The 2,275-nt window shown below is 41.1% G+C and carries 2 protein-coding genes; one reads left to right on the forward strand and one right to left on the reverse strand.

All coding sequences use genetic code 11. The features are described from left to right. Positions 1-291 precede the first annotated feature (291 nt). Entirely contained in the window at positions 292-1,461 is a 1,170-nt protein-coding gene (locus FTV31_RS16295) for a MobA/MobL family protein (RefSeq protein WP_180015697.1), read from the reverse strand. 304 nt (positions 1,462-1,765) lie between these two features. On the opposite strand from FTV31_RS16295, the gene FTV31_RS16300 reads away from it, so the two are divergent. Further along, a partial coding sequence (locus FTV31_RS16300) for a hypothetical protein (RefSeq protein ID WP_180015699.1) occupies positions 1,766-2,275 on the forward strand: 510 nt, incomplete at its 3' end.

The raw sequence follows: 2,275 nt of genomic DNA on the forward strand, positions 1-2,275 counted from the left end.
TTTCGCTCGATTCGTAGGGGCAATTTTTTGGCTCATCTCGTTGTGACTTTAATAAAAAGCAAAAGCAAGATCAAAAGCAACTCGGAATTCGCTTCGCTCATAAGTTTTTTATGCTCGCTTCGCTCGTTCTAGAAGCAAATTGAATCTGTTCGCACCCTTCGGGATGCTCTGTACCTCAGTCTTAGCAGCAAAGGGGAGCCTGTAATCAGAGAAAAAGCATGGCGAAAATTTTAATTGTGTCTGTTCGCTCGTAGACACTCGCTCTGTAAAGCCTGAATAAATCCAGATAATTTAAAACCCCGGACCACCGTAATCATAATCATCAGATTTTGGCTTTGGCTGTTCGGGTTGAACCAGTTTAGGGGGCTTATTCTGCGTGGGTAATGGATTCTTTGGTGGGGAATACACGTCAAACTCAAAGCATGGCGTTGAGTTATGCTCTGAATCTCTCAATTTTCGATTCATGTTCTGAAGGTTCCAGCCTTCTTGTTGCAATATAGGCTCTTGGGTTTTGATAATTTCACTAAAATCTTTTTCCAGTTTTTCCTTATTTTTCTGGTTCTTCACTAAATAATTCAGGTAATACATCACTTCCAATGATGAAAATGGATGGTTTTCAGCACTATAAAAATATTCATGTTGTTGATCTAATTGCTTTTGGCGTTCTTCGAGTTCTCGTTCTTTTTGATTGTGTTCTCGAATTTTTTGGATCTGGGCGAGATATTCCGCTGTCGCGTTTTGTTGACCAACGCCTAGCTTAGGCTCAGGAAGATACAAAGTGCTGTGGATCTCGTTATATTTTTCATAGCTGTCTGCTGAAACCTGATTTTTGATGGTGATGTCTTGGTCATCCAATGTGTAGGTGACGGTAGGGCAGTGCTGTTCAAGGGCATCATTCAGATGGTTTTCCCATTGTTTTCGGATATAGATTAAAAAAGTGGAATAGTCTGCGTGGCCATCCTGCAGCTGGATTTTCTTTGCACCGCCTTTGCTTGGATCTTTGGGGTTATAGCGTTTGAAATATTGTTCTGCTGTGCGTTCAATGCCGTCATCAGCTTTTAGCGAGAACATGATGTGACAATGAGGCTGATCTTCGCCACTGAGGCGCGATTTAACGTTGTGTATGGCGTATGAATGCGGATATTGCTGTGGAATTATATGTTTGTCTAAAAACGTCTCTATGAGCGTTTTACGCTGTTCTGGCGTGAATTCATTTGGTAGGGCAATTTCATACTCCATGTAGGCCTTGGCATTGGCTCGTTCATAACTATCTGCTGCCTGCCAAAATTCAATCGGATCTTTCACCCAGGATGGCATGTTTCTGCCTGGTTCGATATGTTCTACGGTTTCGTTGCTGGTCTTGCGAATCCCTTCATATTGCATGAGTCGGCTGATGTAGAGGTAGTGGCCAGTCGCATAGCCTTTGTTTTTACTTTTGACGCTGAAATGATAGCTGGCCATGCTCACCTCTGGTGGCTTGGGGACCGGTTTTTATGCAGTGAAACGGAATGAAAACCGCCCGGATTTGGAATGCCTGGATGGCTGAAAATCCGGTAAAAGGGGGTCAAGGGGGAAACGCCCCATTGCGTACTAGTTTCTTCGCGATAGCAAGAAACTGTCAAGTGCGAATTATTTAAAATAAAAATAAAAATTCTTTTCAAGAAATTTTATTTTTATTTTAAATAATTATTTTCAGACTGCCCTCTTCAAATATGGTAAAACCATATTTAAAGAGGTTGCAGTTCTGAAAATTTGGCGGCAGATGATGACTGTTGAAAAAGCAAAAAAACGTGGAAGACCAGCTCAATTACTTCAAGTGGCAGAGTTACATGCTTTTGTGGAATATCTCTTAGAAAAAGATCCACGGACCGACTTACAGAATCAGGTCATTGATGCCTTACAAGCTGAAGACTTTAATTTTGAGATGTTGTCTGAAGCACAGAAAATATTAGTCAAAGAAGCATTAAAACCTTACAGAGAGCATCTGAAGCTTCAGCTGCTGTTTGATGAGCTGTCTAAAAATCCTAGACAGACTGAATATGAAGCTAAATTTATAGAGCTTTTTCAGGCATACCAGGACAATCAATTGGGTGTTGCTGAACTAAATATTCTGAAGATGATGTGTACCCGATATCTGAATTTCAAAGCTCAAAAACTGCAATATGCTGATTTGGAGCTGTACTTGAGTCAGATCCAGAAAAAAGATGCAGGGAAAAAGCGTAAAGCTGAAAACAATCGAAAGTATCAGCTCGGTGGCGCTGTGATTGCTGCTTAT

It is taken from the genome of Acinetobacter sp. YH16031 (genome assembly GCF_013417335.1).
Classification (GTDB): domain Bacteria; phylum Pseudomonadota; class Gammaproteobacteria; order Pseudomonadales; family Moraxellaceae; genus Acinetobacter.